The 5,726-nt window shown below is 71.0% G+C and carries 6 protein-coding genes and 2 pseudogenes; 5 read left to right on the top strand and 3 right to left on the bottom strand.

Features of this window, described 5'->3' with window-relative positions; all coding sequences use genetic code 11:
• Window positions 1–236: 236 nt before the first annotated feature.
• Both allB and alc read left to right on the top strand, forming a co-directional pair.
• A complete protein-coding gene (gene allB / locus C1J00_RS36995) occupies window positions 237–1,577 on the top strand; it encodes an allantoinase AllB (protein WP_102913300.1) in 1,341 nt (446 codons plus the stop codon).
• A 38-nt stretch (window positions 1,578–1,615) separates the two neighbouring features.
• Window positions 1,616–2,731, top strand: coding sequence for an allantoicase (gene alc / locus C1J00_RS36990; protein WP_102913299.1), 1,116 nt, complete (start codon window positions 1,616–1,618; stop codon window positions 2,729–2,731).
• Between the two features lie 57 nt (window positions 2,732–2,788).
• Here alc and C1J00_RS36985 read toward each other — a convergent pair whose 3' ends face one another.
• Complete coding sequence (locus tag C1J00_RS36985; protein WP_102913298.1) at window positions 2,789–3,532, bottom strand: SDR family oxidoreductase; 744 nt, start codon at window positions 3,530–3,532, stop codon at window positions 2,789–2,791.
• Window positions 3,533–3,731: 199 nt separating this feature from the next.
• Here C1J00_RS36985 and C1J00_RS36980 point away from each other — a divergent pair, with 199 nt between their 5' ends.
• A complete protein-coding gene (locus tag C1J00_RS36980; protein ID WP_102913297.1) occupies window positions 3,732–4,358 on the top strand; it encodes a dihydrofolate reductase family protein in 627 nt (208 codons plus the stop codon).
• A gap of 237 nt (window positions 4,359–4,595) precedes the next feature.
• On the top strand, window positions 4,596–4,766 hold the full coding sequence (locus tag C1J00_RS36975) for a hypothetical protein (RefSeq protein ID WP_219728398.1): 171 nt from the start codon (window positions 4,596–4,598) through the stop codon (window positions 4,764–4,766).
• A gap of 35 nt (window positions 4,767–4,801) precedes the next feature.
• Here C1J00_RS36975 and C1J00_RS47355 read toward each other — a convergent pair.
• Window positions 4,802–4,885, bottom strand: a pseudogene (locus tag C1J00_RS47355) (PDR/VanB family oxidoreductase); the annotation flags it as partial.
• A 203-nt stretch (window positions 4,886–5,088) separates the two neighbouring features.
• Between C1J00_RS47355 and C1J00_RS48445 the strand changes: the two are divergent.
• Window positions 5,089–5,415 (top strand): annotated as a pseudogene (locus C1J00_RS48445) (hypothetical protein); the annotation flags it as partial.
• On the opposite strand, the gene C1J00_RS36960 reads toward C1J00_RS48445, so the two are convergent.
• Window positions 5,376–5,576: a hypothetical protein gene (locus tag C1J00_RS36960; RefSeq protein ID WP_102913296.1), complete on the bottom strand. Its 201-nt coding sequence runs from the start codon at window positions 5,574–5,576 to the stop codon at window positions 5,376–5,378. The pseudogene C1J00_RS48445 and the gene C1J00_RS36960 sit on opposite strands and share 40 nt — an antisense overlap.
• Window positions 5,577–5,726: the final 150 nt, after the last annotated feature.

Below are 5,726 nucleotides of genomic sequence, written 5' to 3'. Positions count from 1 at the left end.
GGCGGGAAGGGCAGAAGCCTACCCGGCAGTCGGTTGACTCCCCGCTGGTACATAGCTACGTTCTGCGTACTGGAAGTCTAATTCCGCTTTGTGGAAACGTCCAGGAATATGCGTCAAGGGGTGCCGCGGTCAAGTGTGCCCTTGACGTCGCGGAAGAGGGAGTGAAGACTCCTTCAACAGAAAGTTGAATTCCGTTACGCGGAAGTAGCGGAAGTGACGGGACGTAAGGGGTTCGGGTGTCCGACGCTGAACTGGTGCTTCGCTCGACGCGTGTCATCACTCCCGAGGGGACGCGCGCCGCATCGGTCGCGGTCGCCGACGGCACGATCACGGCCGTCCTCCCGTACGACGCGCCCGTACCGGCCGGCGCCCGCCTGGAAGACCTGGGCGACCACGTCCTGCTGCCCGGCCTCGTCGACACGCACGTGCACGTCAACGACCCGGGCCGGACCGAGTGGGAGGGCTTCTGGACCGCCACCCGCGCCGCGGCGGCCGGAGGCATCACGACCCTCGTCGACATGCCCCTGAACTCCCTCCCGCCGACCACGACCGTCCCGCACCTGCGCACCAAGCAGCGGGTCGCCGCCGACAAGGCGCACATCGACGTCGGCTTCTGGGGCGGCGCGCTGCCCGACAACATCAAGGAACTCCGCCCGCTGCACGAGGCGGGAGTCTTCGGCTTCAAGGCGTTCCTGTCGCCGTCCGGCGTGGACGAGTTCCCGCATCTGGAACGGGACCCCCTCGCCCGCACCATGGCCGAGATCGCCGCCTTCGACGGACTGCTCATCGTGCATGCCGAGGACCCCCGCCTCCTCGCCTCCGCCCCGCAGCAACCGGGCCCCAGATACGCCGACTTCCTCGCCTCCCGCCCCCGGGACGCCGAGGACACCGCCATCGCCCAGCTCATCCGCGAGGCGAAGGCGCTCCACGCGCGCGTGCACGTCCTGCACCTGTCCTCCAGCGACGCCCTGCCGATGATCGCCGAGGCGCGGGCGGAGGGCGTCCGCATCACCGTGGAGACCTGCCCCCACTACCTGACCCTCACCGCCGAGGAAGTCCCCGACGGCGCCAGCGAGTTCAAGTGCTGCCCGCCCATCCGCGAGGCCGCCAACCAGGACCTGCTCTGGCAGGCGCTCGCCGACGGCACGATCGACTGCGTCGTCACCGACCACTCCCCGTCCACCGCCGACCTCAAGACCGGCGACTTCGCCACGGCCTGGGGCGGCATCTCCGGACTCCAGCTCAGCCTGGCCGCGGTCTGGACCGAGGCCCGCAGGCGCGGGCACGGCCTGGAGGACGTGGTGCGCTGGATGTCCGCGCGCACCTCCGAACTGGTCGGGCTCGACGACCGCAAGGGCGCCATCGCGGTGGGCCGCGACGCCGACTTCGCCGTCCTCGCACCCGACGAGACCTTCACCGTCGACCCGGTCGCCCTCCAGCACCGCAACCGCGTCACGGCCTACGCCGGCAAGACCCTGCACGGCGTGGTCAAGTCCACCTGGCTGCGCGGGCAGCGCATCGTCGCGGGCGGCGAGTTCACCGAACCGAAGGGGCGGCTCCTCACCCGGACCCACTGAAGCCCATCCCGGACACCCGAAAGGAAGACCTGATCATCGTGACGGCGATCCCCAGCTTCACCGGCGACGCGAACCCCTACCAAGGCGGCGACCCGTACGCGGACTACCGCACCGCCGACTTCCCCTTCACCGAGTACACCGACCTCGCCGACCGGCGCCTCGGTGCCGGTGTCATCGCCGCCAACGACGAGTTCTTCGCCCAGCGCGAGAACCTGCTGGTGCCCGGGCCCGCCCAGTTCGACCCCGAGTACTTCGGGCACAAGGGCAAGATCATGGACGGCTGGGAGACGCGCCGCCGCCGGGGCGCCTCCGCCGGCCACCCCTGGCCGACCGCCGAGGACCACGACTGGGCGCTGGTACGACTCGGCGCCCCGGGCGTGATCCGCGGGATCGTCGTCGACACCGCCCACTTCCGCGGCAACTACCCGCAGGCCGTGTCCGTCGAGGGCACCCGCGTCATCGGCTCCCCGGCGCCGGCGGAACTCCTCGGGGACGACGTCAAGTGGACGACCCTCGTCCCGCGCACGCCGGTCGGCGGCCACGCGGCGAACGGATTCGCCGTCGACGTCGAGCAGTGCTTCACCCACCTGCGGGTCAGCCAGCACCCCGACGGCGGCATCGCCCGCCTGCGCGTCCACGGCGAGGTCGTCCCCGACCCGGCATGGCTGGAGGCGGTGGGCACCTTCGACGTCGTCGCCCTGGAGAACGGCGGCCGGGCCGAGGACGCCTCCAACCGCTTCTACTCGCCCGCCTCCAACACCATCCAGCCGGGCCGCTCCCTCAAGATGGACGACGGCTGGGAGACCCGCCGCCGCCGCGACCAGGGCCACGACTGGATCCGCTACCGGCTGGCCGCCCAGGCGCAGATCCGGGCCCTGGAGATCGACACCGCCTACCTCAAGGGCAACAGCGCCGGCTGGGCGTCGGTGTCGGTCAGGGACGGCGAGGACGGTGACTGGCAGGAGATCCTGCCCCGCACCCGCCTCCAGCCCGACACCAACCACCGTTTCGTCCTGCCGGCCCCGGCCGTCGGCACGCACGCGCGCGTGGACATCTTCCCCGACGGGGGCATCTCCCGGCTCCGCCTGTTCGGCTCCCTGACCCAAGAGGGTACGGGCCGGCTGGCGGCACGCCATCAGGAACTGGGCGGCTGAACCACGCCGCGACCGTGGGGCGCACCGGCCGGACAGCACCGGTGCGCCCCACGTACCTCACGCCGCGTGGCCTCCGTCCACCGAGAACTCCGCCCCGGTCACATACGTCGCCCCCGCCAGGTAGGCGACCATCGACGCCACCTCGTCCGCCGTCCCGAACCGCCCCAGCGCCGTCATCGCCGCCTGGCCGGCCGCGTAGGGCCCGTCCGCCGGGTTCATGTCCGTGTCGATCGGGCCGGGAAGGACGAGGTTCGCCGTGATCCCGCGTCCGCCCAGCTCCCTGGCCAGCGCCTTCGTCAGACCGGCCAGGGCCGCTTTGCTGGTCGCGTAGAGCGTCCCGCCGGGCCCGGGCACCCGCTGCGCCATGCAACTGCCGATCGTGATGATCCGCCCGCCCTCGCGCATCCGCGCCGCGGCCGCCTGAGAGGCCAGGAAGACACCCCGTACGTTGATGTCGAGGACCCGGTCCACCTCCGCGAGCGACAGGGCCTCCAGTGGCCCGAGCACCCCCACACCGGCGTTGTTGACCAGGATGTCGAGCCCGCCCAGCGCCTGCGCCGCCGCGTCCACCACCTCGGCCGCCTCCAAGGCCCGCGCCGCGTCCGCACGCAGGGCCACCGCCCGGCGCCCCAGCGCCTCCACCTCCCGGACGACGTCCTCGGCCGCCTCCTTGCCGTTCACATGGCCGACGGCCACGTCCGCGCCCTCCCGCGCCAGCCGCACCGCCGTCGCCGCGCCGATTCCGCGGCTCCCGCCGGTCACGAGAGCCACCTTGCCGTGCAGAGTTCCTTGAGAAGTCATGGGTCCATCCCAGCGTCCGCACGACACCGGCGCTGGCGGCGAACGGACGTCGAGGTGAGACCGGCGACAACGCCGTGCGGGTGGCCGCAGGTCTTCCAGTGCTTCACTGAGCGGGCGTACGGCCCAGCGATGAGTTGCTGAGGCCGGTGGGGTCTGAAGTGATGACATCAAGACCCACACCAGGAAGCAGGCACCCGCCATGGGCAAGCTCGTCTCCACCCTCTTCGTCACCCTCGACGGCGTCTACCAGGCCCCGGGCGGGCCGCAGGAGGACACCCGGGGCGGTTTCACCCACGGCGGCTGGAGCTTTCCGTACGCCGACGAGGACTTCGGCCGGTTCATCGGCGAGGTCTTCACCCGCCCGGGGGCCTTCCTGCTCGGCCGCCGCACGTACGACATCTTCGCCACGTACTGGCCCAGGGTGACCGACCCGGCCGACCCGGTCGCCTCCCGGCTCAACTCCCTGCCGAAGTACGTGCCTTCCTCGACCCTGACGGACCCCGGCTGGGCGGGCACCACGGTGCTGACCGGTGATCTCGCCGAGGATGTCGCAGCCGTGAAGGAGCGCACCGACGGCGAGGTCCAGGTACACGGCAGCGGCGCCCTCGTCCGGTCCCTGCTGGCGCTCGACCTCGTGGACACGCTGCACCTGCTGACCTTCCCGGTCGTGCTCGGCTCCGGCTTCCGGCTGTTCACGGAGGGCGCCGTACCGACGGCGTTCGAGCACACCGGAGGGAGCGTCACCGGCGCGGGCGTGTCGGTCCAGACGTACGACCTGAAGGGCCGCCCGGAGTACGGCGAGTTCGGCCCGCCGGAGGACGCGTGAGGGTGCGGGAGCGCGGCTGAACTTCCCGCGTACCCACGGGGCTTCACAGGAAATTCTCCATGCGTGTCATCGGCATGCCGGTGTCTGCGCAAGCCGTCATCACTGCGTCCTCGCGGGGACCTGCGCGCGGGCTTGCGTGCGGAAACCGATCGGTTTCCCGTCGCGGCCAAAAGGGCGTGCCCATCGGTGCGGGAGTCACTCGGATTCCCGTGTCCTGATATTGGAGAGGTGTGGGCAATGAGTGAGAATTCGCAGAAGAAGAAATTTTGCGCCCTGAATATGTTCGACGTGGCCGACCTGGAGAAGTGCCTTGCGTATTTCCGTCGTCTGCCCGAAGAGGCTCCGCGATATGGCGGTCGAATGGTGGCGGCCGCGCGTTCGGTGGCGGTGAGCCGGTGGTCACGGTGATCGACCTGGCCCCGGGCCACCCGTATCCGGCAGGTGCCGCAGAACCCCTGGCGGCAGGAGAACGGCAGGTCCGGCAGGGCCTCGTGGAGAACATCCAGGGCGGAGCGGTCGTACGGCACGGGCAGGACTCGTCCGGTATCGCCCAGTTGAAGTTCGAAGGGACGGCCGTCCGTGATCCGGGGCCGGGGCGAACCGTTCGAAGTGCAGCGCTGACGCGCGGCTGTCACCGAACGCGCGCCGAACGCCGTCGATCATGGGCGCGGGCCCACAGCAGTACACCGCACCCGCCGCCGGGCTCAGGCTCAACAGATCGGCCGACCTGATGACGACGAACCGGCCCGTGGCCCTCGTGACGGGTGCGTCCTCCGGCATCGGGAAGGAAACCGCGGTCTACGCCACGGCCCGTGACCGCGCACGTGACACACCCGATGCCGTTCCGCTGGCGCTGGAGGTCACCGACCCGGCATCCGTGGCAGCCGCCGCCGAACAGGCCCAGGACGTCACCACCCTGATCAACCACGACGGCGCCTCCGCCGCGCTTCGTATCTCAACTCCGGCATGTCGTGCCGAACCCTGCCCCGGCCGCGGGCCGGACATCCGTCAGGCCGCTCAGACGGACTTCCGGCTCCCGGCCGCCGCGAACAGGGCGACCCCCAGCACGAGCAGCGCGACGCTCGCGTAGATCTCGTAGCCGTCGAGGAACCCCAGTCGCCGCACCAGGCCCCAGTGCCAGTCGGTGAACTCGTGCACCAGGCCCGCCACTCCCTGGACCAGGGCGAGGAAGCCGAGAATCTCCAGTACCTGCTTCATGCCGTCAGCCTCGCCCCGCGCGCTCCCCACGCACATCGGCCGCGAGGCGGGCCCCCGAGGGCGGAAGTTCCCGCTCCGGTGCCACGACGGCATCGAAAGTCTGCGCCGGGGCGACTTTGGTCGACGATCCCGCGCGAGGGCGGGTGGGAC

It is taken from the genome of Streptomyces cahuitamycinicus (assembly GCF_002891435.1).
Taxonomy (GTDB): domain Bacteria; phylum Actinomycetota; class Actinomycetes; order Streptomycetales; family Streptomycetaceae; genus Streptomyces; species Streptomyces cahuitamycinicus.
This window is presented reverse-complemented; position numbering and strand designations above follow the sequence as displayed.